General features: G+C 70.3%; 26 protein-coding genes. 17 read left to right on the forward strand and 9 right to left on the reverse strand.

The features are described from left to right. Window positions 1-26 precede the first annotated feature (26 nt). From OG912_RS24105 to OG912_RS24120, 4 genes are read left to right on the forward strand one after another with little or no spacing between them, the layout of a single operon-like run. A complete protein-coding gene (locus OG912_RS24105; protein WP_219573189.1) occupies window positions 27-1,070 on the forward strand; it encodes a PhoH family protein in 1,044 nt (347 codons plus the stop codon). Between the two features lie 9 nt (window positions 1,071-1,079). Beyond that, on the forward strand, window positions 1,080-1,577 hold the full coding sequence (gene ybeY / locus OG912_RS24110) for an rRNA maturation RNase YbeY (protein WP_327711208.1): 498 nt from the start codon (window positions 1,080-1,082) through the stop codon (window positions 1,575-1,577). Continuing rightward, complete coding sequence (locus tag OG912_RS24115; RefSeq protein ID WP_327711209.1) at window positions 1,574-2,866, forward strand: hemolysin family protein; 1,293 nt, start codon at window positions 1,574-1,576, stop codon at window positions 2,864-2,866. The genes ybeY and OG912_RS24115 overlap by 4 nt, the downstream gene beginning before the upstream one ends. Next, window positions 2,863-3,216, forward strand: a complete 354-nt coding sequence (locus tag OG912_RS24120; protein WP_326736118.1) for an MmcQ/YjbR family DNA-binding protein — start codon at window positions 2,863-2,865, stop codon at window positions 3,214-3,216. Before OG912_RS24115 ends, OG912_RS24120 begins: the two co-directional genes overlap by 4 nt. Before the next feature lie 22 nt (window positions 3,217-3,238). Here OG912_RS24120 and OG912_RS24125 read toward each other — a convergent pair whose 3' ends face one another. Continuing rightward, on the reverse strand, window positions 3,239-3,886 hold the full coding sequence (locus OG912_RS24125; RefSeq protein ID WP_327711210.1) for a dihydrofolate reductase family protein: 648 nt from the start codon (window positions 3,884-3,886) through the stop codon (window positions 3,239-3,241). Window positions 3,887-3,943: 57 nt separating this feature from the next. Here OG912_RS24125 and OG912_RS24130 point away from each other — a divergent pair, with 57 nt between their 5' ends. Beyond that, a complete protein-coding gene (locus OG912_RS24130) occupies window positions 3,944-4,477 on the forward strand; it encodes a winged helix-turn-helix transcriptional regulator (protein WP_327711211.1) in 534 nt (177 codons plus the stop codon). Here the strand turns inward: OG912_RS24130 and OG912_RS24135 are convergent. Further along, the gene (locus tag OG912_RS24135; RefSeq protein WP_327711212.1) at window positions 4,474-5,886 is read right to left on the reverse strand and encodes an MFS transporter; all 1,413 of its coding nucleotides are present in this window, start codon (window positions 5,884-5,886) and stop codon (window positions 4,474-4,476) included. The genes OG912_RS24130 and OG912_RS24135 overlap by 4 nt on opposite strands. 102 nt (window positions 5,887-5,988) lie before the next feature. Between OG912_RS24135 and OG912_RS24140 the strand changes: the two genes are divergently transcribed. The 5 genes from OG912_RS24140 to era all read left to right on the forward strand — a co-directional run bounded on the left by OG912_RS24140 (window position 5,989) and on the right by era (window position 10,953). After that, a complete protein-coding gene (locus tag OG912_RS24140; RefSeq protein WP_327711213.1) occupies window positions 5,989-6,882 on the forward strand; it encodes a helix-turn-helix transcriptional regulator in 894 nt (297 codons plus the stop codon). 54 nt (window positions 6,883-6,936) lie between these two features. Beyond that, complete coding sequence (locus tag OG912_RS24145) at window positions 6,937-7,290, forward strand: cytidine deaminase (protein WP_326662374.1); 354 nt, start codon at window positions 6,937-6,939, stop codon at window positions 7,288-7,290. A gap of 215 nt (window positions 7,291-7,505) precedes the next feature. Further along, complete coding sequence (locus tag OG912_RS24150) at window positions 7,506-8,888, forward strand: beta-xylosidase (protein ID WP_327711214.1); 1,383 nt, start codon at window positions 7,506-7,508, stop codon at window positions 8,886-8,888. A gap of 83 nt (window positions 8,889-8,971) precedes the next feature. Further along, window positions 8,972-9,916 (forward strand): WxL protein peptidoglycan domain-containing protein, encoded by a 945-nt coding sequence (locus OG912_RS24155; protein ID WP_327711215.1) that lies wholly within the window; start codon window positions 8,972-8,974, stop codon window positions 9,914-9,916. 62 nt (window positions 9,917-9,978) lie between these two features. Then, window positions 9,979-10,953, forward strand: a complete 975-nt coding sequence (era, locus tag OG912_RS24160; protein ID WP_326736111.1) for a GTPase Era — start codon at window positions 9,979-9,981, stop codon at window positions 10,951-10,953. 154 nt (window positions 10,954-11,107) lie between these two features. On the opposite strand, the gene OG912_RS24165 is transcribed toward era, so the two are convergent. Both OG912_RS24165 and OG912_RS24170 read right to left on the reverse strand, forming a co-directional pair. Beyond that, entirely contained in the window at window positions 11,108-11,374 is a 267-nt protein-coding gene (locus OG912_RS24165; protein WP_327711216.1) for a protealysin inhibitor emfourin, read from the reverse strand. Window positions 11,375-11,413: 39 nt separating this feature from the next. Continuing rightward, entirely contained in the window at window positions 11,414-12,493 is a 1,080-nt protein-coding gene (locus OG912_RS24170) for a M4 family metallopeptidase (protein WP_326736109.1), read from the reverse strand. 295 nt (window positions 12,494-12,788) lie between these two features. Between OG912_RS24170 and leuA the strand changes: the two genes are divergently transcribed. The 5 genes from leuA to OG912_RS24195 all read left to right on the forward strand — a co-directional run bounded on the left by leuA (window position 12,789) and on the right by OG912_RS24195 (window position 18,047). Further along, the gene (gene leuA, locus OG912_RS24175) at window positions 12,789-14,585 is read left to right on the forward strand and encodes a 2-isopropylmalate synthase (RefSeq protein ID WP_327711217.1); all 1,797 of its coding nucleotides are present in this window, start codon (window positions 12,789-12,791) and stop codon (window positions 14,583-14,585) included. Between the two features lie 182 nt (window positions 14,586-14,767). Continuing rightward, window positions 14,768-15,472 (forward strand): TerB family tellurite resistance protein, encoded by a 705-nt coding sequence (locus OG912_RS24180; protein ID WP_326736107.1) that lies wholly within the window; start codon window positions 14,768-14,770, stop codon window positions 15,470-15,472. Between the two features lie 78 nt (window positions 15,473-15,550). Then, window positions 15,551-16,336: a hypothetical protein gene (locus tag OG912_RS24185; protein WP_327711218.1), complete on the forward strand. Its 786-nt coding sequence runs from the start codon at window positions 15,551-15,553 to the stop codon at window positions 16,334-16,336. A 117-nt stretch (window positions 16,337-16,453) separates the two neighbouring features. Continuing rightward, window positions 16,454-17,200 carry a DNA repair protein RecO gene (recO, locus tag OG912_RS24190; RefSeq protein WP_326736105.1) on the forward strand — a complete coding sequence of 249 codons (747 nt, stop codon included), beginning with the start codon at window positions 16,454-16,456 and terminating at the stop codon, window positions 17,198-17,200. Between the two features lie 22 nt (window positions 17,201-17,222). Beyond that, the gene (locus OG912_RS24195) at window positions 17,223-18,047 is read left to right on the forward strand and encodes an isoprenyl transferase (protein WP_326736104.1); all 825 of its coding nucleotides are present in this window, start codon (window positions 17,223-17,225) and stop codon (window positions 18,045-18,047) included. A gap of 34 nt (window positions 18,048-18,081) precedes the next feature. Here the strand turns inward: OG912_RS24195 and OG912_RS24200 are convergent, their stop codons facing one another. The 4 genes from OG912_RS24200 to OG912_RS24215 form a co-directional block, all read right to left on the reverse strand. Further along, window positions 18,082-18,516: a Fur family transcriptional regulator gene (locus OG912_RS24200; protein WP_326736103.1), complete on the reverse strand. Its 435-nt coding sequence runs from the start codon at window positions 18,514-18,516 to the stop codon at window positions 18,082-18,084. 65 nt (window positions 18,517-18,581) lie between these two features. Next, a complete protein-coding gene (locus OG912_RS24205) occupies window positions 18,582-19,481 on the reverse strand; it encodes a metal ABC transporter permease (RefSeq protein ID WP_326740602.1) in 900 nt (299 codons plus the stop codon). Further along, window positions 19,478-20,272 (reverse strand): metal ABC transporter ATP-binding protein, encoded by a 795-nt coding sequence (locus OG912_RS24210; protein ID WP_327713526.1) that lies wholly within the window; start codon window positions 20,270-20,272, stop codon window positions 19,478-19,480. Before OG912_RS24210 ends, OG912_RS24205 begins: the two co-directional genes overlap by 4 nt. 71 nt (window positions 20,273-20,343) lie before the next feature. Then, window positions 20,344-21,297 carry a metal ABC transporter substrate-binding protein gene (locus tag OG912_RS24215; protein ID WP_327711219.1) on the reverse strand — a complete coding sequence of 318 codons (954 nt, stop codon included), beginning with the start codon at window positions 21,295-21,297 and terminating at the stop codon, window positions 20,344-20,346. 232 nt (window positions 21,298-21,529) lie between these two features. On the opposite strand from OG912_RS24215, the gene OG912_RS24220 reads away from it, so the two are divergent. Then, on the forward strand, window positions 21,530-22,912 hold the full coding sequence (locus OG912_RS24220; protein ID WP_327711220.1) for a glycine--tRNA ligase: 1,383 nt from the start codon (window positions 21,530-21,532) through the stop codon (window positions 22,910-22,912). Window positions 22,913-23,003: 91 nt separating this feature from the next. Further along, entirely contained in the window at window positions 23,004-23,210 is a 207-nt protein-coding gene (locus tag OG912_RS24225) for a hypothetical protein (protein WP_326736100.1), read from the forward strand. A gap of 39 nt (window positions 23,211-23,249) precedes the next feature. Here OG912_RS24225 and OG912_RS24230 read toward each other — a convergent pair whose 3' ends face one another. Further along, window positions 23,250-23,837 carry a TetR/AcrR family transcriptional regulator gene (locus tag OG912_RS24230; protein ID WP_326736099.1) on the reverse strand — a complete coding sequence of 196 codons (588 nt, stop codon included), beginning with the start codon at window positions 23,835-23,837 and terminating at the stop codon, window positions 23,250-23,252. Window positions 23,838-23,903: the final 66 nt, after the last annotated feature.

The raw sequence follows: 23,903 nt of genomic DNA on the forward strand, positions 1-23,903 counted from the left end.
GTATGTGCAGGCCCGAGGGCCGGCCCATGACTCAGACACCCACACAGCCGCAGGCGCGTGCCCACATCAGCATCCCGGCCGCTCACCCCATGGTGATGCTCCTGGGAGCGGGCGACTCGCTGCTGCGCGTGATCGAAGCGGCGTTCCCGGCGGCCGACATCCACGTCCGGGGTAATGACATAAGCGCGACGGGCACCGCGGCGGACATCGCCCTGATCCAGCGCCTGTTCGACGAGATGGTGCTGGTGCTCCGCACCGGGCAGCCGATGACGGAGGACGCCGTGGAACGGTCGATCGCGATGCTCAAGGCCACCGAGAACGGCAAGGCGGACGGCACGGAGACCCCGGCCGAGGTGCTCACCCAGAACATCCTCTCCAGCCGCGGCCGCACGATCCGCCCCAAGACGCTCAACCAGAAGCGGTACGTCGACGCGATCGACAAGCACACGATCGTCTTCGGCATCGGCCCCGCCGGCACCGGCAAGACGTACCTCGCCATGGCCAAGGCGGTCCAGGCCCTGCAGTCCAAGCAGGTCAGCCGGATCATCCTGACCCGCCCCGCGGTCGAGGCCGGTGAGCGGCTCGGCTTCCTGCCCGGCACGCTCTTCGACAAGATCGACCCGTATCTGCGCCCGCTCTACGACGCCCTGCACGACATGCTCGACCCCGACTCGATCCCGCGGCTGATGGCGGCGGGCACGATCGAGGTGGCGCCGCTGGCATACATGAGGGGTCGCACCCTTAATGATGCTTTTATCATCCTGGACGAGGCGCAGAACACCAGCGCCGAGCAGATGAAGATGTTCCTTACCCGCCTCGGCTTCGACTCGAAGATCGTCGTCACGGGCGACGTCACCCAGGTCGACCTGCCGAACGGCACCAAGAGCGGTCTGCGTCAGGTCCAGGACATCCTTGAGGGCATCGACGACGTGCACTTCTCCCGGCTCACCTCCCAGGATGTCGTCCGGCACAAGCTGGTCGGCCGTATCGTCGACGCGTACGAGAAGTACGACAGCGACCAGGACGGCCAGGCCGGCAAGGGTCAGGGCCGACGCAACGGGAAGCAGTAGCAGCGCACCATGTCGATCGACGTCAACAACGAGTCCGGAACCGAGGTCGACGAGCAGGCGATCCTCGACATCGCCCGCTACGCGCTCGCGCGGATGAGGATCCACCCGCTCTCCGAGCTCTCGGTGATCGTGGTGGACACCGCCGCCATGGAACAGCTCCACATCCAGTGGATGGACCTGCCGGGCCCGACGGACGTCATGTCCTTCCCGATGGACGAGCTGCGTCCGCCGGCCAAGGACGACGAGGAGCCCCCGCAGGGGCTCCTCGGTGACATCGTGCTCTGCCCGGAGGTCGCCAAGAAGCAGGGCGAGGACGCCGACACGCAGCACTCCATGGACGAGGAGCTCCAGCTCCTCACCGTCCACGGGGTGCTGCACCTGCTCGGCTACGACCACGAGGAGCCCGACGAGAAGGCCGAGATGTTCGGCCTCCAGGCGGCGATCGTGGACGGCTGGCGCGGCGAGCACGGGCTCACCGGTCCGTCCCCCGCACCCACCGTCTCGTGAGCCTGCCGCTCGTCTTCGGGGTCGTCCTGCTGATCGTCGTCGGCTGGCTGGCGGCCTGCGCCGAGGCCGGCATCGCGCGTACGTCGAGCTTCCGGGCCGCCGAGGCGGTCCGCTCGGGGCGGCGCGGCAGCGACAAGCTGGAACAGGTCGCGGCCGATCCGACGCGCTATCTCAACGTCGCCCTGCTGGTGCGGGTCGCCTGCGAGATGGCGGCCGGGGTGCTGGTCACGTACGCCTGCCTCAAGGAGTTGCCGGAGACCTGGGAGGCGCTGGCCGTCGCCATGGGCGTGATGGTCCTCGTCTCCTACGTCGCCATCGGCGTCTCGCCGCGCACCATCGGCCGCCAGCACCCGCTGAACACGGCCACCGCGGCGGCGTACGTGCTGCTGCCGCTGGCCAGGATCATGGGGCCGATCCCGCAGCTGCTGATCCTCATCGGCAACGCGCTGACACCGGGCAAGGGGTTCCGCAAGGGCCCGTTCGCCAGTGAGGCCGAGCTGCGGGCGATGGTCGACCTCGCCGAGCAGGAGTCGCTGATCGAGGACGAGGAGCGCCGCATGGTGCACTCCGTCTTCGAGCTGGGTGACACGCTCGTGCGCGAGGTGATGGTGCCGCGCACCGACCTGGTCTGCATCGAGCGCTACAAGACGATCCGGCAGGCGCTGACCCTGGCGCTGCGTTCCGGTTTCTCGCGGATCCCCGTCACCGGGGAGAACGAGGACGACATCGTCGGGATCGTCTACCTCAAGGACCTGGTCCGCAAGACGCACATCAACCGGGAGTCCGAGGCCGATCTGGTCTCCACAGCGATGCGCCCGGCGGCCTTCGTGCCCGACACGAAGAACGCCGGTGACCTGCTGCGGGAGATGCAGCAGGAGCGCAGTCACGTCGCCGTCGTCATCGACGAGTACGGCGGTACGGCGGGCATCGTCACCATCGAGGACATCCTGGAGGAGATCGTCGGCGAGATCACCGACGAGTACGACCGCGAGCTGCCGCCGGTCCAGCCGCTGGAGAACGGCTGCTTCCGGGTGACCGCCCGGCTGGACATCGGCGACCTCGGTGAGCTGTTCGGCCTCGACGAGTACGACGACGAGGACGTGGAGACCGTCGGCGGGCTCCTCGCGAAGGCGCTGGGCCGGGTGCCGATCGCGGGTGCCTCGTCCGAGGTCGAGCTCCCCGACGGCCGCAGGCTGCGGCTGACCGCGGAGTCCCCGGCGGGCCGGCGGAACAAGATCGTCACGGTGCTGGTGGAGCCGGTGGCTCCCGAGGAGGAGGCGACGGCATGACACCGAAGCAGCTGAGGGCGTTCTGCCTGGGGTTCAACGCGAGCGTGGAGGAGTTCCCGTTCGGGCCGGAGATTTCCGTGTTCAAGGTGCTCGGCAAGATGTTCGCGCTGAGCACGCTGGACGCGCAGCCGTTGACGGTGAACCTCAAGTGCGACCCCGACGACGCGGTGCGGCTCCGGGAGGAGTACGAGGCCGTGGCGCCGGGGTGGCACATGAACAAGCGGCACTGGAACACCGTGACGGTGTCCGGTCTGCCGGACGCGAAGCTGCGTGAGCTGATCGAGGACAGTTACGACCTCGTGGTGGCGAAGCTGCCGCGGGCGGAGCGGCTGCGGCTCGACCGGGCGTAGGCCGGGTGCGGGGCCGGGCCGGTCACTTCCGCCAGAGCAGGTGGTGCACCACGTCGCTGCTCGGGCTCGGGACCTTCTCCAGGTGGAAACGGTCGGTCAGCGCCTCGGGGCTCTCCCACAGACGTTCGCCCGCACCGATGTCGAGCGGCGAGACGGCGACGTGCAGCGAGTCGATGAGATCGGCGTCGAGGAACTCCCGGACCGTGGCGACACCGCCACCGATGCGTACGTCCTTGCCCTCGGCGGCCTCGAAGGCCCGGGTGAGCGCGTCCTTCGGGGAGGCGTCGAGGAAGTGGAACGTGGTCTCCCCGAGAGTGATCGACGGGCGTTCGTGGTGGGTGAGGACGAACACCGGGGTGTGGAAGGGGGGCTCCTCGCCCCACCAGCCCTCCCAGTCGTGGTTCTCCCACGGGCCGCGCTGCGGGCCGAACTTGTTGCGGCCCATGATCTCGGCGCCGATGTTGTTGGAGAAGTCGCGGGTGAAGTAGTCGTCCAGGCCGAGAGTGCCCCCGGGGTCGGTCCGGTTGGGCCAGTGGGCGGTGGCACCGGCCCAGGAGATGAGCTTGCCGGGGTCGACGTTGCCGAACGGGCTGTCGAGCGTCTGACCCTCCCCGGCGCCGTAGCCGTCTCGGGAGACACAGAAGTTCTGGACGCGGACCAGCTGTTTCATCGGATCCCCTTCCGATTGCAATCTGCAACCGGTTCGTAAGCTATCTAGACTGCTCCCATGTTGCAACCAGTTCCCTCCGGAAAGCTGCCCGTGTCGCCGGGCCGGTCCGGCTGCCCGATCAACATGACGGTCGAGCTCCTCGGGGACCGCTGGAGCCTGATCGTGCTGCGCGACATCATGTTCGGCGGCCTCACCCACTTCCGGGAGCTGCTCAACGCCTCCATGGAAGGCATCGCGTCGAACATCCTGGCCAACCGGCTGGCGAAACTCGTCGAGGCGGGGCTGCTCACCCGCGACGACGACCCGAGCCACCGCCAGAAGGTCGCCTACCACCTCACCGAGGCGGCGGTTCAGCTCGTCCCGGTGATGGCCCAGCTCGGCGCCTGGGGCGCCCGCTGGCTGGACACGGCGCCGGAGCTCACGGTGCGGGCCGAACTGCTGGCTGCCGGCGGCCCCCCGATGTGGGAGCGGTTCATGGCCGAGCTCCGGGCCACCCACCTGACCGGGGCTCCGGCCCGCACGGACGGCGTGCTGGCGGAGCTGACCGCCGCCTATGAGGAAGCGGTCACCCGGGAGGCGCGTACCCCTTAGGCCCGCCGCAGCCCCATTCCCACCACGCCCGCTGCGACGACCAGCAGGCCGGCGGCCACCGCGATCACGGTCCGTACGCCGTCGAACAGCGAACTCTGGGTCGTCGCCAGCACGCCGAGCAGCGGGATCCCGATCGTGAGCCCGACCTGCTGGGTCGTGGTGACGAGACCCGTCGCCAGGCCCTGCTCCGCGTCAGGCACCCCCGAGGTGACGGTGAGGCCGTACGCGATGATCGCGCCCAGGTGGCACATGCTGGCGAGCGAGACCGCGACCGTGGCCAGCCAGACGCCCGAACCCGCACCGAGGCCCAGCAGTGCCGCGATGAACAGGCCCTGGCCCAGCAGGGAGACGGACAGGGTGCGCCGGGCGCCGATCCGGCCGATGACCTTCGGGGCGTACACACCCGCCACCACCGAGGCGACACCCTGTACGCCGAAGACCAGCCCGGTCCCGAAGGCCGACAGGTCCAGCACCTCCTGCAGATACAGGGTCAGGACGAAGACGATGGTGCTCATCATCGAGAAGGTGAGCAGCCCGCCCAGATTGCCGAAGGCCACCGTGCGCCGGCGGAGCATCGGCAGCGAGACCAGCGGGGCCGACGCACGGGACTCGACGATCACGAACGCGACGAGCAGGAGGACTCCGGCGGCCAGCGTGGCCTGCACGTCCACCCGGCCGAAGCCGTGCTCCGCCGCCGTGGAGAGGGCGTAGATCAGCGCGAGGAGCCCGCCGGTGACGGTCACGGCACCCGGCACGTCCAGCCGCGGCCGGTCGGGCGTACGGGACTCGGTGAGCAGCGCGGGCGCCGCCGCGAGGACGACCACCGCGGCCAGCGTCAGCAGCCCCATCGTGGAGCGCCAGCCGAGGGTGTCGGTGAGCGTGCCGCCGGCCACCATGCCGACCGTGAAGCCGAGGGAGAGCAGGGTGCCGCTGATGCCGAGCGCCCGGTCCCGCAGCGGTCCCTCCGGGAACGTGGTGGTGAGCAGGGACATCCCGGTGGGCACGATGACCGCGGCCCCGAGCCCTTGGAGCGCCCGCCCGGTGAGGAAGGCGGCCGGGTTCCAGGCGAACGTGGCCAGCAGCGAGGCCGCGCCGAAGACGGCGAGCCCGGTGAGGAACAGCCGGCGGCGGCCGTAGAGGTCCGCGATCCGGCCGAAGAGCAGCAGGAAGCCGCCGGACGGCAGGGCGAAGGCGGTGATCGCCCACTGGAGTCCCGACCGGCTCAGACCGAGGTCTTCGCCGAGGACGGGGAGCGCCACGTTCAGTACCGAGAAGTCGAGCGACACCATGAACTGGGCGGCGCACAGGACGAGAAGGACCAGCCGGGCCCGGCCGGAGAGCCGGTCCTGGCCGGATGGTGCGGGGACGGGGGCGGTAACGGCCGCTGGGGTGGATGAATCGATCGCCATGGGCATGAGCCTGCGGCCGTCGGAATATCCGTGGGGAGCCGGAACTTATCCTGTTGGCCGCACCACCAGGCAGGAGCGGGCCCGGACACCAGGGGGAGTTACGTGGGCACACCGGCCCGGACCGCGGCGGACGCCGGAAAGACGCATCGCCTCGGCGAGCTGCGGGAGTTCCTGATGAGCCGGCGGGCGCGGGTCAGTCCGGCCGAGGCGGGCCTCCCGGACGGCGGGGCCCGGCGGCGCACCCCGGGGCTGCGCCGCGAGGAGGTCGCGGTCCTCGCCGGCGTGGGGGCGTCCTGGTACCAGTGGCTGGAGCAGGGCCGCGACATCACCGTGTCGCCCCAGGTGCTGGACTCCGTGGCCCGGGTGCTGCGGCTCAGCAGCGCCGAACGCCGTCACCTCTATGTCCTCGCCGGGCTCAACCCGCCCGCGCTGGAGGTCGATCCGGCACATGTGGACATGTGCGACGGGCTGCAGCGGCTGATCGACGGCTGGATGCCGTTCCCTGCACACATCATGGACGCGTACTGGAACGTCATCCTCTACAACGACGCTGCCTCGATGGTGATGGGGCTGCGGCCGGACCGGCCGCAGAACTGTGTGATCGCCTTCTTCACCGATCCCGTCCACCGGGGCGCGGACCAGGAGTGGTGGGAGACCGCCGCCCGGGTCGTCGCCCAGTTCCGGGCCGCGTGCGCGGAGTGCCCCGACGACGACGGGTTCCGGGCGATCGTGGCCGAGGCGGCCGAGCGCAGCCCCGAGTTCGCCGAGCTGTGGGCGCGCCGGGACGTCGCGCCGGGCGGGCAGATGCGCAAGGAGCTGTCGCACCCGGCGGTCGGCACGCTGGTCGTGGAGGCCACCCAGTTGCGTATTCCGGCCCGCCCGGATCTGGCGGTCGTGCTGCACAACCCGTGGCCGGGCACTGACACGGAGGAGAAGCTGCGGTGGCTGGCCTCACCGGAGGGCCGGCGCGGTTCGATGCGGCAGGTCCGGGCGTGAGGGGTCCGGGCGCCCGCGTGCCGGGCCCGTCGCCGCACTTCGTATGCTCGGCACATGACCGATAGCACCGACCTCGGCGCCGAGGACCGCAAGATCGTCACGCTGGCGCGCAGCGCCCGCGCCCGCAACGGTGTGCCGGAGGGCGCGGCCGTGCGGGACGAGACCGGACGTACGTATGTGGCGGGCACCGTGGAGCTGGAGTCATTGCGGCTCAGCGCGCTCCGGACGGCCGTCGCGATGGCCGTGGCCAGCGGGGCCACGTCGCTGGAGGCGGCCGCGGTCGTCTCCGAGTCGCAGACCCCGTCCGACGAGGACCGGGCCGCGGTACGGGACCTGGGCGGGGCCGACACGCCCGTGCTGCTCGCCGGGCCCGACGGGGTGCTGCGGCTCACCGTGACGGCGGGCTGAACCTCCGCCGGACCACCATCGTGTGTACGAACGCCCCGCGCCCACCGGCGCGGGGCGTTCGTACAGGATGTGCGGGAAGCGTGGATCTTGACATCATCTGATGGCCCATCAGTCGGCGCATTTCGATCCCATTGACTTCTTCTCGACCGAAGCCATCAATGGCTCCCTGCCGACGCGGAAGAGCCGCCGCGCCGGATCCCGCAGGAGGGGGCTCCATGCGCCAAGCCATTCGAAGATCCGACAGCCGAAGATCCCGTCGCCCGGGCCGACCGGACCGCGGCCGCCGCTGGGCCGCCGCGCTGGGTGTCGGCGCGCTCGTCGTCACCGGGGGAGGGCTGCTGGCCGGACCCGCTCAGGCCAGTGCGACGGCCTCGGTCGCGGTGGACTTCCCGACCCACTGCATCCCGCCCGCCATCGCCGGCATCCCGCCGATCGACGGGACGACCTCGGCCGAGATCACCGTCGACAACGCCGCCCCGAAGGTCGGCGACACGGTCACGGTGACGTACACCGTTATCAAACCGGCCGCGAGCAACCCGGTCGACCTGGCGCTGCCCGCCGACATCATGACGCCGACCGGCAAGGTCACCGTCGCCGGTGCGCAGACCACCGACGTGACGGTCGCGGGCCCGAAGAAGAACGGTCCGGTGCCCGGCAAGGGCGAGTTCCCGTCGTTCTCCATGACCGGCACCTTCACCGTCACCGCGCCCGGTGAGATCACGCTCTCGCCCGGCGACTACAACATCCACACCAGCTACATCATGGAGCTGGACACGCCCTGCACGGTCACCGATCCGCCCGCCCCCGTCTCCCAGACGATCATCGCCACGGACGGCGGCGGTGAGGTCAACGAGCGCACCCTCACGCTCGGCACGTCCTCCGGGGCGCCTGGTGAGCGGGTGACCGTCACCGGTGCCGGGTTCACCCCGGGCGCCGATGTCACCGTGGCCGGCTGGAACGGCACCGCGATCACCGCCGACAGCATCACCTCCAAGGCTGCCGACTCGGGTGCCTTCACCTTCCGGCCCAAGATCACCGATCCGGCCACCACCGGCATCGTCGCGTTCGAAGGAGCGGGCTGGGATCCGGCCAAGGGCGCGGGCCCCCAGGCCTACACCGTCACCACAGGCGGCGGCGAGATCCCGGACGGCAGCCAGCAGCTGACGTCCACCGTCAATCCGGGCACGCTCACCATGACCCAGGCCGGGGATTCCGTCGCACTGTCGGCGGTCGACTTCGGGCAGGGCGGCGCCTCCACCGGAGCCCTGCAGACCGTGACGGTCCAGGACTTCCGCGGCGGCCCCGCGGGCTGGTCCCTGACCGGCAAGGTCACCGACTTCACGGGTCCGGGAGGGGCGACGATCGGCGCGTCCGCGCTCGGCTGGAGCCCGGCCTGCGCGACGAAGTCAGGCAGCCCGAGCACCTGCGCGGCCGGATCCGAGGGAACGGTCGGCAGCGCGGGCGCCACCCTGGCGTCCACGCCGGACGGTGCGTTCACCGGCGGTGAGTTCACCGTCGACGCCCGGCTGTCGCTGGACGTACCGGCGTTCACTCCCGCCGGCGCGTACACCGGAGTGCTCACGCTGACCCTGACGTGAGCGGGAGCTATTGATCAACCGGTGGGCCGGGCGCGCACCCGGCCGGCCCACCCCGCCCGAGCGTGCACCTGGGAGCCCGCACCGTGCGCAAACTGCCCGTACTCCTCCTGACCGGCGCCCTGCTCCTGCTCGGCGCGCCCACGGCCGCGGCCGCCGACAACGGCAGCTGGTCGGTCTTCCCCGCCACCGCCGACGCAGGCACGCGGCCGTACTTCTACCTCTCCGCCGACCCCGGCGCGACCCTCACCGACAAGGTGACCGTCACCAACAAGACCGGTGAGCCGCTGACCTTCCGGCTGTACGCCGCCGACGCGTACAACACCGCACGCGACGGCGGATTCGCGGTCCGCGCCCAGAACGAGAAACAGCGCTCCGTCGGAGCCTGGGCGAAGGCCGGGCGCGACCGGGTCACCGTGAAACCGCACGGCTCGGTCACCGTGCCCGTGACGATCAAGGTGCCGGAGGGTGCCGAACCGGGCGACCACCCCGGCGCGCTCGTCGCCCTCGACGAGCGCATCGACCCCACCGACGCGGGCGCCGTCGCCGTCGGCATCCAGAAGGCGGTCGGCGCCCGGATCTATCTGCGGGTGAACGGTCCGACGATGCCCGCGGTCTCCGTCGACGACGTCAAGGTCGAGCGCACCGCGCCGCTGGTCCCGGGCACGGGCAGGTCCCGGGCCGTCATCTCGTACACCCTCCGCAACCGCGGCAACGTCACCCTCAGCCCCAAGGTCGCCCTCAAGGCCGAGGGCCTCTTCGGCCGCACCCTGCTCGCCCGTGATCTCAAGCGCATCCCCTCCGAACTGCTGCCCCGCCAGGAGGTCCGGCTCACCGAGGAGTGGACGGGCGCGCCGCAGGTGGAGTGGGGTGAGATCAAGCTGACCGCGAGCGCCCGCGACACCCGCGAGTCCGCTTCCGTCTCGTACTTCGCCCTGCCCTGGCTGGTCGCCGGGGTGCTGCTGGCGGCCCTCGCCGGGGGTACGGCGCTGTGGATCCGGTCACGCCGCAACCGTCGCCGCACGGCCTGAGAACGGGGTCCGGTGGCTGCGGCGGGCGCCTTGGTGCCCCGCGGCCGCCGGGATCGGGGACAATGGGCGCCATGAGCGCTCGACCTAACCCAGAAGCTGCTGCGCAGCAGGCTGAGAACAACGCCCCCCACCGGGCCGGGTTCGCCTGCTTCGTGGGCCGTCCCAACGCGGGCAAGTCCACCCTTACGAACGCTCTGGTCGGCCAGAAGGTGGCGATCACGTCCAACCGGCCCCAGACGACCCGGCACACCGTGCGCGGCATCGTGCACCGGCCGGACGCACAGCTGATCCTGGTCGACACCCCCGGCCTCCACAAGCCGCGCACCCTGCTGGGCGAGCGTCTCAACGACGTCGTACGCACCACCTGGGCCGAGGTCGACGTCATCGGCTTCTGCCTGCCCGCCGACCAGAAGCTCGGCCCCGGCGACAAGTACATCGTCAAGGAACTCGCGGGCATCAAGAAGACGCCCAAGATCGCGATCATCACCAAGTCGGACCTGGTCGAGTCCAAGCAGCTTGCCGAACAGCTGCTGGCCGTCTCCCGCCTCGGCGAGGAGCTCGGCTTCGAGTGGGCGGAGATCATCCCGGTCTCGGCCGTCAAGGACGATCAGGTCGGCCTGCTGGCCGACCTGATCGCCCCGCTGCTCCCGGAGAGCCCGCCGCTCTACCCGGAGGGCGATCTCACCGACGAGCCCGAGATGGTCATGGTCGCGGAACTGATCCGCGAGGCCGCGCTCGAAGGAGTACGGGACGAGCTGCCGCACTCGATCGCGGTCGTCGTCGAGGAGATGCTGCCGCGCGAGGACCGTCCGGCGGACAAGCCGCTGCTGGACATCCACGCCAACGTCTACATCGAGCGGCCCAGCCAGAAGGGCATCATCATCGGCCCGAAGGGCAAGCGGCTGAAGGATGTCGGCACGAAGTCGCGCAAGCACATCGAGGCCCTGCTCGGCACGCCGGTCTACCTCGATCTGCATGTGAAGGTCGCCAAGGACTGGCAGCGCGACCCCAAGCAGCTGCGCAAGCTGGGGTTCTGAGCGGGGCCATGATCCGCCGGCCGGAGGCCGGCGCAGCCGTGCGAAGCCGCTGAGGTCCCCTGGGGCCGAGGGTTGCGAGGACGGCGGGAGGGAACGGTCCCCGAGCAGCTGCGCAAGCCGGGTTCTGATCCCCGTCAGACGTACGCCCGTGGCCTCACGCGCCCTCCTTCAGGACGCGTGAGACCAGGGCGCGCTGGGCGTCGGTCAGCCGCGGGTCCGTGCAGTGCACGGTCCGGCCGTCGACCGTGATCCGGTAGCTGAAGCCGTCCGGAACGCCCCTCGCGGGAGCCTCCCGGCCGGCGGTGAGCGCCGATTCGGCCAGGGTCTCCCACTCGTGGGCGTCGGCCCGTCCCGAGGTGTCGATCTCATGGTGGCGCGCGATGCCGGCGAAGCCGCCGGTCCTGCTCACCTGGATCCGCATGCGGTGTCCTTCCTCGACGGACGGGCCTGCCCGGCCCGGTTACGCGGTCGGTACGCCCACCTCCGACCAGGCCTTGAGGACCGCCTCCGCCTCGTCGCCCTCGCCGAAGCGGCTGCGGGCCGCCGCCACGGTCAGCCGGGCGAAGGACGCGAAGTCCGCGTCCACCGCCAGTTCACCACCCGTGAGCACATCGAACCAGAGCTGACCCGCCCGCTCCCAGGAGCTGCCGCCGAGCGCGGTGGCCAGCAGATAGAACGCGCGGTTCGGGATGCCGGAGTTGAGGTGCACGCCGCCGTTGTCGTCGCCCGTGTGGATGTAGTCGTCCATCGAGGCGGGCTGCGGGTCCTTGCCGAGCACGTCGTCGTCGTACGCCGTACCGGGCGCCTTCATCGAGCGCAGCGCCACCCCCTGGACGCGGGGCGCCAGCAGCCCGGCGCCGATCAGCCAGTCGGCCTGCTCGGCGGTCTGGCCCAGCGAGTACTGCTTGACCAGGGAGCCGAACACGTCCGACACCGACTCGTTGAGCGCGCCCGACTGGCCGTAGTAGTTCAGATTGGCCGTGTACTGGGTCAGGCCGTGCGCCAGCTCGTGGGCGATCACGTCGATGGCGACGGTGAAGTCCAGGAAGATCTCCCCGTCCCCGTCGCCGAAGACCATCTGCTCGCCGTCGAAGAAGGCGTTGTTGTACTTCTCGTCGTAGTGCACGGAACCGATCAGCGGCAGCCCGTTGCCGTCGATCGAACGCCGGCCGTAGGCGCTGAGCAGCAGTTCGAAGGTGGCGCCGAGGCCCGCGTACGCGCGGTTGACGCTGGCGTCGGACGTGGGCTCCTCGCCCTCGGCGCGGACCTTGGTGCCGGGGAGGTCCGTGCCGTGGCGGCAGTCGTAGAGCGTGCGGTCGGGTTTGCCGGTCCGGTCCCCCTCCGGTGCGGGGGTGACAGAGGGGGGCCGGACGACGGTGGTCACCTGGCGCCGGGTGCGCCGGGCGGCGTCGGCCTCCAGGGTGCGGCGGGCGGGGCCCGCCAGGACGGGGTCGTCGGACTGCGACAGCTTGTCGAGGACGTGGGGCGGCACGATGGTGCAGAAGACGGGGTGGAACCCGTGCTGAGATCGAGGCTGCATACACACGACTGTGGCAGTGCGTGTGCGCGATGTCACTGGTTGCTACCGGGATTGACGAAATAGAGTGATCCATCACTGTTCACCCGTTACCGGTGCCCGGTCCCGCATACTGATACGGCACCGACGTCTCGGGCACCACTGGGCTACTCTCGTCGCATCATGCGTTTCGGGCTGCTCCTTCTTAGCTGCCGCGGCGAGGGCCTGTAGTCGTAGGCCGACCCCCTCCCCGCGGAGTCTGGTGTTGCAGCAACACAGTCGGCCGTCCCCTTGCAGGACACCCGAGGAGCCCTACGCCATGACCGCAGTGAACCCCGCGCAGACCCCCGCCGAGAACGCCGTGGGCCGTCCCACGCCGATCACCAACGCCACGGGGCTCCAGAAGCCGTCCGGGATGCCGGTCCACAAGTACGGCCGGTACGAGGCCGTCGAGATCCCCGACCGCACCTGGCCCGAGAAGCGCGTCACCAAGGCGCCCCGCTGGCTCTCCACCGACCTGCGCGACGGCAACCAGGCCCTGATCGACCCGATGTCGCCGGCCCGCAAGCGCGAGATGTTCGACCTGCTGGTGCGCATGGGCTACAAGGAGATCGAGGTCGGCTTCCCGTCCTCCGGCGAGACCGACTTCGCGTTCGTCCGCTCCATCATCGAAGAGGGCGCGATCCCCGAGGACGTGACGATCTCCGTTCTGACGCAGGCCCGCGAGGAACTGATCGAGCGGACTGTCGAATCGCTGATCGGCGCCCACCGCGCCACCATCCACCTGTACAACGCGACCGCCCCCACCTTCCGCCGCGTGGTCTTCCGCGGCTCGAAGGAGCAGGTCAAGCAGATCGCGGTGGACGGCACCCGGCTGGTCATGGAGTACGCCGAGAAGATGCTGGGCGAGGAGACGATCTTCGGCTACCAGTACAGCCCCGAGATCTTCACCGACACCGAGCTGGACTTCGCCCTGGAGGTCTGCGAGGCGGTCTGTGACGTATGGCAGCCCGAGGAGGGCCGCGAGATCATCCTCAACCTGCCCGCCACCGTGGAGCGTTCGACGCCGTCCACGCACGCGGACCGGTTCGAGTGGATGTCGCGCAACCTGTCGCGCCGCGAGTTCGTCTGCCTGTCCGTCCACCCGCACAACGACCGCGGCACCGCGGTCGCCGCCGCCGAACTGGCCCTGATGGCCGGTGCGGACCGGATCGAGGGCTGCCTGTTCGGCCAGGGCGAGCGCACCGGCAACGTCGACCTGGTCACGCTGGGCATGAACCTGTTCTCGCAGGGCGTCGACCCGCAGATCGACTTCTCGCAGATCGACGAGATCCGCCGCACCAGCGAGTACTGCAACCAGATGGAGGTCCACCCGCGCCACCCCTACGCGGGCGACCTGGTCTACACCTCCTTCTCCGGCTCCCACCAGGACGCCATCAAGAAGGGCTTCGACGCCATGGAGGCCGACGCGGCCGCCCAGGGCAAGACCGTCGATGACATCGAGTGGGCGGTGCCGTATCTGCCGATCGACCCGAAGGACGTCGGCCGCTCCTACGAGGCCGTCATCCGGGTCAACTCGCAGTCCGGCAAGGGCGGAATCGCCTATGTCCTGAAGAACGACCACAAGCTGGACCTGCCGCGCCGGATGCAGATCGAGTTCTCCCGGATCATTCAGGCCAAGACCGACGCCGAGGGCGGCGAGATCACGCCGTCGCAGATCTGGACCGCGTTCCAGGACGAGTACCTGCCCAACCCGGACAACGCCGAGGCCCAGTGGGGTCGCGTACAGATCCGCTCCGGCCAGACCACGACCGGTTCGGACGGCCAGGACACGATCACCGTCGAGGCGACCGTGGACGGCGCGGACACCGTGCTCAACGGCACCGGCAACGGCCCGATCTCCGCGTTCTTCGAAGCGCTGCAGGCCATCGGCATCGACGCCCGGCTGCTGGACTACACCGAGCACACGATGAGCGAGGGCGCGAGCGCACAGGCCGCCTCCTACATCGAGTGCGCCATCGACGGAAAGGTCCTGTGGGGCATCGGCATCGACGCCAACACCACGCGGGCCTCCCTGAAGGCGGTCGTCTCCGCGGTCAACCGCGCCACCCGCTGACCCGGCGCCCGAAAGGGCATGAAGTCGTACGGTCCGTGAACCCCGCCCTCCCGCACCCGGGGGGCGGGGTTCGGCCATCTCCGGGCGGTTGTGACGGGCAAGGTGCTGACGCCGCTTCACGGATGTGGTTAACATCACGTCCAACACGGCAATGTTGCCGGAGCATTACGGAGGTGTGCGACGTGCGGTCAAGCCTGGGACAACGCGCCAAAAAGCTGCGTATCTGCGGCATCCGCACGATGTGGGACACCGTCGGTGACGGCGAGTTCTTCTGCCCCGGCTGCGGTGGTGACCGCAACTACCGCCGCCTCACCGGGCGCCGCCGCTTCGCCGTCCTCGGCGTACCGCTGCTGCGACGCGGCACCGTGGGCCCGGTCGTCGAATGCGCCGCCTGCCACACCCACTTCGACACCGATGCGCTCGACCACCCCACCACCACGCGGTTCTCCGCGATGCTCAGGGACGCCGTCCACACCGTGACCCTCGGGGTTCTCGCAGCGGGCGGCAGCACCTCCCGTACGGTCCTGGAGACGGCGGTCGAGACCGTGCGCGGCGCCGGCTTCGACGGCTGCACGCAGGAGCAGCTCGCCACCGTCGTCGAGATCCTCTCCGCCGACATCGGCCACGGCTCCGCGTTCGACCCCGCGGCCGAGGCGTGCGGCGCGGCCCTCGCCATCGAGCTCCACGAGGCCCTGGAACCGCTCGCCCCGCATCTCGCCCCCGCAGGGCGCGAATCGATCCTGCTGCAGGGCGCCCGGATCGCGCTCGCCGACGGCCCGTACAGCCCGGCCGAGCGCGAGGTGCTGACCACGGTCGGCGGGGCCCTGCGGCTGCGCGGCGAGGACACCGCCCGGCTGCTCGCGGCGGCGGCGCGTACGCCCTCCTGACCCGTTGCCGCACAGGGCCGGTAGATTGGGTCCCTTCGGGTGGCGCGAGCCCCTGGAGCCCTGATTGCGAGCTCCCCGATGAGCCCTGGACAGACCGGCGCCCGGCTGCGCCTCGATGCCGCGCTGGACCACTTGAGCGTCATCTTCGCGGGCATGACCGCCCGCCCCGACGAGTACAACTGCGAGTGCCACTGGGGCGGGCCCGAGGAGCTCGCGCAGCTCAGGACGCCGGACACGGAGCTGGAACCCGATCTGCTGCGGCGCACCTGGCAGGCCACGGACTGGACCGACCACGGCGCCGTCCTGCGCCGGATCCTGCCGCAGTTCGCCCGCGCCCTCGCCGGTGGCCTCGACCCTGCCTGGCCTTCGGACGCGGGGCGCTCGTTCGCCCTCGGCCGGTGGCAGGAGTGGCCCGACGCGCAGGCCGGGGCGGTCCGGGAGTTCCTGCACGCCTGGTGGGCCTGCACCCTGGCCGACCCGCGTCCGGTGGTGCCCGTCCACGACGTCCTGACGGTGGTCACCGAGGCGTCCGCCACCATCGGGCCGTGGCTCGCTGTCTGGGAGACGCTGACCGGGTTCCCGGCCGACGGGCACCTGGCCGGCCTGGTCGCCGAGTGGGAGTGGGAGCTGATCGGCGACCAGCTTCCCTGGCACGCCTGGGACCACGAGGAGGAGATCCGTGACGAGCTGACCGCCTGGCTGGTCCGGCACGCACCCGCCAGGCTCCGGGCCCATGGCGCACCGGAGGAACTGCTCAACCGGATACGGCTGCTCGGCCTCGCCGGTGCCGACCGCTGGGAGGACCCCGGCTGGGACGGCCGGCCATGTGATCCCCCGGACCGGGAGACCGGGCCCGGCCGGTGATCGTCGCACACGGATCCGGCCCGGCCGTGCCCGCGGGCGGCGCCCCGGACGGGAACGGAACGGACCGGGGCCAGGGGGCGGGCCCGCAGAGCCGCCCGCGTACCGGACAATGGAGCCATGAGCTTGTTCCGGGACGACGGCGTGGTGCTGCGCACACAGAAGCTGGGCGAGGCCGACCGGATCATCACGATACTGACCCGCGGCCACGGCCGGGTACGGGCCGTCGCGCGCGGGGTGCGGCGCACGAAGTCGAAGTTCGGGGCCCGGCTGGAGCCGTTCTCCCATGTGGACGTGCAGTTCTTCGCCCGCGGCAGCGAACTGGTCGGGCGCGGGCTGCCGCTCTGCACCCAGAGCGAGACCATCTCCCCGTACGGCGGCGGAATCGTCACCGACTACGGGCGCTACACCGCCGGCACCGCGATGCTGGAGACCGCCGAACGCTTCACCGACCACGAGGGCGAGCCCGCGGTCCAGCAGTACCTCCTGCTGGTGGGCGGCCTGCGCACCCTGTCCCGCGGCGAGCACGAACCCAACCTCATCCTCGACGCGTTCCTGCTGCGCTCCCTCGCGGTCAACGGCTACGCCCCCAGCTTCGTCGACTGCGCCCGGTGCGGAATGCCCGGTCCGAACCGGTTCTTCTCCGTCGCGGCGGGCGGCGTCATCTGCGGCGACTGCCGGGTACCCGGCAGCGTCGTACCCTCGGCGGAGGCCGTCACCCTGCTGAGCGCACTGCTCAGCGGCGACTGGGAGACGGCGGACGCGTGCGAGGCGCGTCATGTCAGGGAGGGGAGCGGGCTGGTGTCCGCCTATCTGCACTGGCATCTGGAGCGCGGGCTGCGCTCGCTGCGGTACGTGGAAAAGTAGACACAGGGAGACTGAGAAGTTCATGGCAGTATCTGGGATTTTCGGCGGCCGCAACCGGCGCGAGTTCAAGACCCCGGAGCCGCACCCGTCGGGTGCCGTGCCCCCGAAGATCCCCGGCGAACTGGTGCCCAAGCACGTCGCCGTCGTGATGGACGGCAACGGCCGCTGGGCCAAGGAGCGCGGCCTGCCCCGCACCGAGGGCCACAAGGTCGGCGAGGGCGTCGTCATGGACGTGCTCAAGGGCTGCATCGAGATGGGCGTCAAGAACCTCTCGCTGTACGCCTTCTCCACGGAGAACTGGAAGCGGTCCCCGGAGGAGGTGAAGTTCCTGATGAACTTCAACCGGGACGTCATCCGCCGCCGCCGCGACGAGATGGACGAACTCGGCATCCGGATCCGCTGGGTCGGCCGCATGCCGAAGCTGTGGAAGTCCGTGGTCCAGGAGCTCCAGGTCGCCCAGGAGCAGACCAAGGACAACGACAGGATGACGCTGTACTTCTGCGTCAACTACGGCGGCCGGGCCGAGATCGCGGACGCCGCGCAGCGGATCGCCCAGGACGTCGCGGCCGGCAAGCTCGACCCGTCGAAGGTCAACGAGAAGACGTTCGCGAAGTACATCTACTACCCGGACATGCCGGACGTGGACCTCTTCGTCCGCCCCAGCGGTGAGCAGCGCACGTCGAACTACCTGATCTGGCAGAGCGCGTACGCCGAGATGGTCTTCCAGGACGTGCTGTGGCCGGACTTCGACCGCCGCGACCTGTGGCGTGCCTGTCTGGAGTTCGCCCAGCGCGACCGGCGCTTCGGCGGTGCGGTGGAGGCGGCGGGCGCCTCGGAGTCCAGCTGAACCAGGGGGTCCCCGGGGGCACCGCCCCCGGGACTCACCCCTTGCTGCTCGCGCACTCCATGCACGTACCGAAGACCTCGACCGTGTGCGCCACGTTCACGAAGCCGTGCTGCGCCGCGATCGTCTCGGCCCATGTCTCCACCGCCGGGCCCTCGACCTCGACGGCCTTGCCGCACATCCGGCACACCAGATGGTGGTGGTGGTCGCCGGTCGAGCACCGGCGGTAGACGGACTCACCCTCGGTGGTGCGCAGCACGTCGACCTCGCCCGCGTCCGCGAGGGACTGCAGGGTGCGGTAGACCGTGGTCAGCCCGACCGAGTCACCGCGGTGCTTGAGCACGTCGTGCAGGTCCTGGGCGCTGCGGAACTCGTCCACCTCGTCGAGCGCAGCCGCCACCGCTGCCCGCTGCCGGGTCGACCGGCCGCGTACCGGTGCAGCGTTCGTTCCACTGATCGGCGCCGTCGCCACAGGAGCCTCCTCGTGTCGCCCGTACGTATGTCGGGCCATTGTGCCAGTCCGCACCGGCGGCACGGTCAGACGTGGACGTCGTCCGCGGCCTGGCGTATGGCCGGTACTTCCAGGGTGCACCGCTCGTCCGCCGTTTCGCGGCGGCGGGCGCGGATCCGGGCCAGCGGGGCGGCGAGCAGCGTCAGGGCGATGAACACCCCGATGGCCAGCAGCACGATCGTCGCGCCGGGCGGGACGTCCTGGTAGTACGACGTGATCGTGCCGGCCAGCGTCACCGCGACCCCGACGGCGACCGAGAGCACGAACGTCACCTTGAACGACCGGGTGATCTGCTGCGCGGCGGCGACCGGGACCACCATCAGGGCGCTGACCAGCAGCAGCCCGACGACCCGCATCGCGACGGTGACGGTCACCGCGGCGGTGACCGCGATCAGCAGGTTCAGTACGCGCACCGGCAGTCCGGTGACCCGGGCGAACTCCTCGTCCTGGCTGACGGCGAACAGCTGCCGCCGCAGCCCCACCGTCACCAGCAGCACGAACGCCGCCAGCAGGGCGATCGCGGTGATGTCCTCGGAGGAGACCGTGGAGAGCGAGCCGAAGAGGTACGAGGTGAGGTTGGCGTTGGAGCCGGTGTCGGAGAGGTTGATCAGCAGGACACCGCCCGCCATGCCGCCGTAGAAGAGCATCGCCAGGGCGATGTCGCCGCGGGTGCGTCCGTACCAGCGGATCAGCTCCATGGTGACCGCGCCCACGACGGCGACGGCCGTGGCCATCCAGACCGGGCTGGTGGAGAGCAGGAAGCCGAGGCCGACGCCGGTCATCGCGATGTGGCCGATGCCGTCGCCCATCAGGGCCTGCCGGCGCTGCACCAGGTAGATGCCGACGGCGGGGGCGATGACGCCGACCAGCACGGCGGCGATCAGCGCCCGCTGCATGAAGGGAGGGTTGAGGAATTCCAGCATCAGCTCAGCAGTCCCGTCCGGACGGGCTCGGAAGCCGCGTGGGGGTGTACGTGGTCGTGGCCGGGCAGCGCGTGCTGCCCGAGGGCCTTCGGGGGTGGCCCGTCGTGCATCACGCAGCCGTCGCGCAGCACGACGGCCCGGTCGATCAGGGGCTCCAGCGGGCCCAGCTCGTGCAGGACGAGCAGCACGGTGGTGCCGGCCGCGACCTGTTCGCGCAGGGTCTCGGCGAGGATCTCCTGGCTGGCCAGGTCGACGCCGGCCATCGGCTCGTCCATGATCAGCAGCTCGGGTTCGGAGGCGAGCGCACGGGCGATCAGCACGCGCTGGTGCTGGCCGCCGGAGAGGGCGTCCACCGAGTCCCTGGCGCGGTCGGCGAGGCCGACGAGGGCGATGGCGCGGTCGACGGCGGCCCGGTCGGCCTTGCGGGGCAGGCCGAGCTTGGTGCGGGACAGCCGCCCGGAGGCGACGACCTCGCGGATGGTGGCGGGCACTCCGCCGGCTGCCGTGGTGCGCTGCGGTACGTAACCCACCCGGGCCCAGTCGCGGAAGCGGCGCAGCGGGGTGCCGAAGAGCTCGACGGCGCCGCCGGTGAGCGGGACCTGGCCGATGACGGAGCGCACGGCGGTCGACTTGCCGGAACCGTTGGCACCGAGCAGGGCGACGACCTCGCCGCGGTGCACGGTCAGGTCGATGCCGCGCAGCACGGGGCGTGCGCCGAGGGTGGCCGTGGCGTCGCGCACGACGATCACGGGGTCGGGTGTGGTGCTCGGTGTGGGGCTCTGGGGCTCGGGCATGAGCGCCTCCGGTGCTGCCGTGCGGTTCGGGTCGGTCGGGTCGACCGGGTCGGTGGGTGCGGGTGGTGTGCTCACTTCGCGCCGAGCGCCTTCTGCAGGGCGGCGAGGTTGGACTCCATGACCTCGATGTAGTCATCGCCCTTGGACTTGCCGGTGATTCCCTCCAGCGGGTCCAGGACGTCCGTCCTCAGGCCGGTGTCCCGGGCGACGGTCTTCGCGGTCTTGTCACTGGCGAGCGTCTCGAAGAAGACGGTGGTGACCTTCTTCTCCTGTGCGATCGAGTGCAGGGCGCTGATCCGGGCGGGGCTGGGCTCGGCCTCGGGGTCGATGCCGGCGATGCCCTCCTGGGTGAGGCCGTAGCGCTCGGCCAGGTACCCGAAGGCGGAGTGGGTGGTGATGAACGTCTTCGTCGCCGTGTTCTTCAGCCCCTTCTCGTACGCGGTATTGAGCGCGTCGAGCTTCGTGACCAGGGCTTCGGTGTTCTTGCGGTAGTCCGCTGCGTGGTCCGGGTCGGTCTTCTCCAGGGACGCACCCACCCCCTTGGCGACCTCGGTGTACTTCACCGGGTCCAGCCAGATGTGCGGGTCGGCGCCCGCTTCGTTGCCCTCGTGCTCGTGGGCGTGCTCCTCGCCGCCGACCTCGGCGCCGTGGTCCTCCAGCGTGGTGAGCGTCGCGGCGTCGACGCTGTGCCGGGACTCGGAGAGCTTGATCGCGTCGTCGACGGCCGGCTGGAGGCCCTTGAGATAGAGGATGTAGTCCGCGTCGCTGAGGCCGCCGACCTCCCTGGGGCTGAGCTCCAGGTCGTGCGGCTCCACGCCCGGCTTGGTCAGCGTGGAGACGGAGACATGACTCCCGCCGATCTGCTCGGCGAGGAACTGCATCGGATAGAACGACGCCACCACGTTCAGCTTGTCGCCGTTCTTGCGGTCGGCCGCATCGGACGTCGAGCAGGCGGACAGCGCGGTGAGGCCGAGGACGACTGCTCCGGCGACGGCGGTCGTGGGTATGAGGCGGCGTACGTTCATGACAGTCATTTTCAACAAAAGTGGAAACGATTGTCAACAAGGCCGATGAGATGCCCTCGGGGCGGACTGCCCGACGGGCCGCTCGACGGACTGCTCCGATACCGATTTGATCGAAGGGGCGTGCCCGCCGGTAATCTGAGGTATTCGCGCACCCGTCTCCCGACCACCACCCCCCACCGAGGCGCTTCGCGTCACCCCTGTCCAATTTCGTCGTCGTAATGAAGAGAGCACCGTGGCCGCCGACAAGATCGACACCATCGTCAGCCTGAGCAAGCGCCGTGGCTTCGTCTACCCCTGCAGTGAGATCTACGGCGGCCAGAAGGCCGCCTGGGACTACGGGCCGCTGGGTGTCGAGCTCAAGGAGAACCTCAAGCGCCAGTGGTGGCGCTACATGGTCACCTCGCGCGAGGACGTGGTCGGACTCGACTCGTCGGTCATCCTGGCCCCCGAGGTGTGGGTTGCCTCCGGTCACGTCGCCACGTTCTCCGACCCGCTGACCGAGTGCACCTCCTGCCACAAGCGCTACCGCGCGGACCACCTGGAGGAGGCGTACGAGGAGAAGCACGGCAAGCCGCCGGTCAACGGCCTCGCCGACCTCAACTGCCCCAACTGCGGCAACAAGGGCACCTTCACGGAGCCCAAGGAGTTCTCCGGCCTGCTCTCCACGCACCTCGGCCCGACCCAGGACTCCGGCTCGGTCGCCTACCTGCGCCCCGAGACCGCCCAGGGCATCTTCACCAACTTCGGCCAGGTGCAGCAGACTTCCCGCAAGAAGCCGCCGTTCGGCATCGCACAGATGGGCAAGTCCTTCCGGAACGAGATCACTCCGGGCAACTTCATCTTCCGCACGCGCGAGTTCGAGCAGATGGAGATGGAGTTCTTCGTCAAGCCGGGCGAGGACGAGCAGTGGCAGGAGTACTGGATGGAGCAGCGCTGGAACTGGTACACCGGCCTCGGCATGCGTGAGGAGAACATGCGGTGGTTCGAGCACCCGAAGGAGAAGCTCTCCCACTACTCCAAGCGCACCGCTGACATCGAGTACCGCTTCCGCTTCGGCGGCAGCGAGTGGGGCGAGCTGGAGGGCGTCGCCAACCGCACGGACTACGACCTCAAGGCGCACTCCAAGGCCTCCGGCACCGACCTGCAGTTCTACGACCAGGAGGCCGGCGAGCGCTGGACCCCCTACGTCATCGAGCCCGCGGCCGGTGTCGGCCGTTCGATGCTGGCGTTCCTGCTGGACGCCTACATCGAGGACGAGGCGCCCAACGCCAAGGGCGTCATGGAGAAGCGCACCGTGATGCGCCTCGACCCGCGCCTGGCGCCGGTCAAGGTCGCGGTCCTGCCGCTGTCCCGCAACCCGCAGCTCTCGCCGAAGGCCAAGGGCCTCGCGGCCGACCTGCGGCAGAACTGGAACATCGAGTTCGACGACGCGGGCGCCATCGGCCGCCGCTACCGTCGCCAGGACGAGATCGGCACGCCGTTCTGCGTCACCGTTGACTTCGACACCCTCGACGACAACGCGGTGACCGTGCGCGAGCGCGACACCATGAAGCAGGAGCGCGTCTCGCTGGACCAGATCCAGGCGTACCTCGGCGCCCGACTGCTCGGCTGCTGACCCGTCCCACCCGTAGTACGAAGCCCCCGGTTCCCCTTACGGAACCGGGGGTTTCGTGCACACTGGGCACACTCGCCCTCAGGAGGCCCGGATGCCGTCCATGACCACGAGCAAGGTCAGCAGATGGGACCAGCACGGCCGTGAACACGTCGTTCACGTGCGGAAGTCGGGAGTCCAGCGGCGGCTGAGCTGCGACACCTGCGACTGGAGCAAGGCGGTGCAGTTCCTGCCCTGGCTCAAGGCCGAGGAGCACCTCGCCGAGGCCCATCAGGCGACGGTCGACCCGACGGCGACGTAGCGGCGGGCCGCCCGCCCGCCGGGACTGCGGCCGGTCCCCTCAGGCGCGCAGGCCGCGTAGCAGAAGGTCCGACACGGCGGTGAACTCGGTGACGATGGCGGGTTTCTGCCACTCGGCGGCGTACGCCGGGTCGTGGAAGCGTGCCGTCGCGTCGAAAACGGCCTGAGCGGCGGCTGCGGGGTCCTCCGCGGCGAACTGCCCCTCGTGCACCCCTTCCTCGATGATCTCCCGCAGTTGGCCGACCAGTTCGCGGATGTGGTCCTCGACGACGCCGCTTTCGCCGATCAGTACCTGGTATGTGGCGAACAGCTCGGGGTCGTCGCCCGCCTTGTGCCGCTTGGCCTCGAACAGTGTCTCCAGCCACTGCCGCAGCTTCGCCGGAGCGGGCTGGGCAGAGGCGTGCAGGATCTCGGTGAGCGCCAGCTCCGTACGTGTCAGCCAGCGACCGGTGACGGCCTCGCGCAGGGCGGCCTTGGTGCGAAAGTGGCGGTAGACGCTGCCGTGGCTGACGCCGAGCGCCCGTGCCACGTCGACCACAGTCGCCTTCGCGGGCCCGTAGCGACGCAGCACGTCCTCGGTGGCTTCGAGGATGCGCTCGGGGGTCAGCGGGTCGGACGGCGGCGTCATGGTGGGTGTGCTGCCTTTCGGGGGCATCGTGCGGGGGAGGGGGCGGAAGCGGGGGGCCGCACCCGC

The sequence above is a fragment of the Streptomyces sp. NBC_00464 genome (assembly GCF_036013915.1).
Taxonomy (GTDB): domain Bacteria; phylum Actinomycetota; class Actinomycetes; order Streptomycetales; family Streptomycetaceae; genus Streptomyces.

Coding starts and splice junctions, on each gene's coding strand:
- OG912_RS24195 (WP_326736104.1), top strand. CDS start 17,223: ATGGCAGTATCTGGGATTTTCGGCGGCCGCAACCGGCGCGAGTTCAAG.
- OG912_RS24170 (WP_326736109.1), bottom strand. CDS start 12,493: ATGCAGCCTCGATCTCAGCACGGGTTCCACCCCGTCTTCTGCACCATC.
- OG912_RS24125 (WP_327711210.1), bottom strand. CDS start 3,886: ATGAAACAGCTGGTCCGCGTCCAGAACTTCTGTGTCTCCCGAGACGGC.
- recO (WP_326736105.1), top strand. CDS start 16,454: ATGAGCTTGTTCCGGGACGACGGCGTGGTGCTGCGCACACAGAAGCTG.
- OG912_RS24165 (WP_327711216.1), bottom strand. CDS start 11,374: ATGCGGATCCAGGTGAGCAGGACCGGCGGCTTCGCCGGCATCGCGCGC.
- era (WP_326736111.1), top strand. CDS start 9,979: ATGGGCGCCATGAGCGCTCGACCTAACCCAGAAGCTGCTGCGCAGCAG.
- OG912_RS24150 (WP_327711214.1), top strand. CDS start 7,506: ATGCGCCAAGCCATTCGAAGATCCGACAGCCGAAGATCCCGTCGCCCG.
- OG912_RS24105 (WP_219573189.1), top strand. CDS start 27: ATGACTCAGACACCCACACAGCCGCAGGCGCGTGCCCACATCAGCATC.
- OG912_RS24130 (WP_327711211.1), top strand. CDS start 3,944: ATGTTGCAACCAGTTCCCTCCGGAAAGCTGCCCGTGTCGCCGGGCCGG.
- OG912_RS24215 (WP_327711219.1), bottom strand. CDS start 21,297: ATGAACGTACGCCGCCTCATACCCACGACCGCCGTCGCCGGAGCAGTC.
- OG912_RS24225 (WP_326736100.1), top strand. CDS start 23,004: ATGCCGTCCATGACCACGAGCAAGGTCAGCAGATGGGACCAGCACGGC.
- OG912_RS24145 (WP_326662374.1), top strand. CDS start 6,937: ATGACCGATAGCACCGACCTCGGCGCCGAGGACCGCAAGATCGTCACG.
- OG912_RS24185 (WP_327711218.1), top strand. CDS start 15,551: ATGAGCCCTGGACAGACCGGCGCCCGGCTGCGCCTCGATGCCGCGCTG.
- OG912_RS24135 (WP_327711212.1), bottom strand. CDS start 5,886: ATGGCGATCGATTCATCCACCCCAGCGGCCGTTACCGCCCCCGTCCCC.
- OG912_RS24120 (WP_326736118.1), top strand. CDS start 2,863: ATGACACCGAAGCAGCTGAGGGCGTTCTGCCTGGGGTTCAACGCGAGC.
- leuA (WP_327711217.1), top strand. CDS start 12,789: ATGACCGCAGTGAACCCCGCGCAGACCCCCGCCGAGAACGCCGTGGGC.
- ybeY (WP_327711208.1), top strand. CDS start 1,080: ATGTCGATCGACGTCAACAACGAGTCCGGAACCGAGGTCGACGAGCAG.
- OG912_RS24210 (WP_327713526.1), bottom strand. CDS start 20,272: ATGCCCGAGCCCCAGAGCCCCACACCGAGCACCACACCCGACCCCGTG.
- OG912_RS24230 (WP_326736099.1), bottom strand. CDS start 23,837: ATGACGCCGCCGTCCGACCCGCTGACCCCCGAGCGCATCCTCGAAGCC.